At 61.9% G+C, this 1,489-nt stretch carries 1 protein-coding gene; it reads right to left on the bottom strand.

Going from position 1 to position 1,489, the window contains the following annotated elements:
* Window positions 1-57: 57 nt before the first annotated feature.
* Window positions 58-1,489 (bottom strand): Tn3 family transposase (locus DSD28_RS25670; RefSeq protein ID WP_119259268.1); only part of this gene is annotated, 1,432 nt, incomplete at its 5' end.

The following is a 1,489-nucleotide window of genomic DNA, read 5'->3' as shown; positions in this document are numbered from 1 at the left end:
GGGGGCGGAACAAGATTTGTTCCCCCAGACACGTTAAGGCCGAACGGAGAGTGAACGTCACGCTGCGCGAAGGATTTTCCCTGGAAGCCGCAATGGCCTGAAGCCCTCGGACATCTGCTGCTCGGTGTCCCAGGAATAGATGCCGGTGAGATTTATGTGCTCCCAACTGAGGGGCGAGACGTGTTTCAGCAACTCGTCGGGGATAATTCGGCCTTGCTGGCGCAGATGAGCCGTTGCCCGGCTGAGGTAGACGGTGTTCCAATGGACGATAGCGCTGACCACCAGGTTGAGGCCTGAAGCCCGGAATGCCTGACTGTCAAAGGAGCGATCACGGATCTCGCCGCGCTCGTGGAAAAAGACGGCGCGTTTGAGCTTGTGAGCGGCCTCGCCCTTGTTGAGCCCGGCTTGGCAACGCCGGCGTAGCGCCGGGCTGGAATACCACTCGATCATGAACAGGGTGCGCTCGATGCGGCCGAGTTCACGCAACGCTTTGGCCAGATCGCTGGATTTCGACGACGCGGAGAACTTCTTGAGGATCGCCGACGGCGCGACGGTGCGCGTCGTGATCGACGCGGCAAGGCGCAGGAGTTCGTCCCAATGTTCCATGATGAGGGCGGTGTTGATCGGCACGCCGATATGATTTGCCAGCGCCGGATAGCTATCGGCCTTCTCGAAGGTGTGCAGTTTCCGGTCCTTGATATTGCGAAGTCGGGGCGCGAAGCGCTTGCCGATCAGGCAGAACAGCGCAAAAACATGATCGCTGGCGCCGCCGGTATCGGTGAACAGTTCCTCGATCTCCAGAACCGTGTCGTGGTCGAACAGGCCGTCGAGCACATAGACGGCCTCGCTTTCGGTCGGGCTGATCGGCAGGATGCTGTAATAGCCGTATTGGTCGGAAAGCCCGCTGTAGAACTTCGAGCCCGGCTCGCTGCCATAATGCAGGTTGATGTCGCTGCGCCTTGCGGCCCGGTCACTGGCGCGGAAGAATTGCCCATCGGATGAGGCTGTCGATCCGTCGCCCCAGATTTGCGCATGCGGATGGCGGGTATGGGCATCGGTGACGCAGGCCTGCGCGGCCCGATAGGTTTCGGAGCGGGCATGGAAGCTGCGCATCCAGCCGATCTGGTGGGCGCTGATCCCCTTCGACGCCCCCGCCATGCGTTTCGGGCCGAGATTCGTGCCATCGGCAAGCACGCCGGCCAGCATTGCGGCGATGTTTTGCGGCGCATCTCCCGCCCGGACATGGGTGAACTGGTCGGCAAACCCGGTCCACTCATGCACTTCCCGCAGGAGATCGGGCACCTCGACCAGAGGATACATCTCCGTGATTTCGGCATTGATGGCTTCCGCCGCGGCGGGAACATCGCTGGTATGCGGCGTCACGATCAGCGTGCCGTTTTCCATCCTGACGCCATCGAGCTTGCCGAAACGGGCGCGCCAGGCCAGCCGTTTGAGGTTGACGTCCATCATCTCCCGGACGTCCGCGAGC

Origin of the sequence: Shinella zoogloeoides (genome assembly GCF_003574625.1) — a bacterium.
Taxonomy (GTDB): Bacteria; Pseudomonadota; Alphaproteobacteria; order Rhizobiales; family Rhizobiaceae; genus Shinella; species Shinella zoogloeoides_A.
The sequence above is the reverse complement of the archived record's forward strand: the minus strand, read 5'-3'. Positions and strand labels throughout refer to the sequence as shown.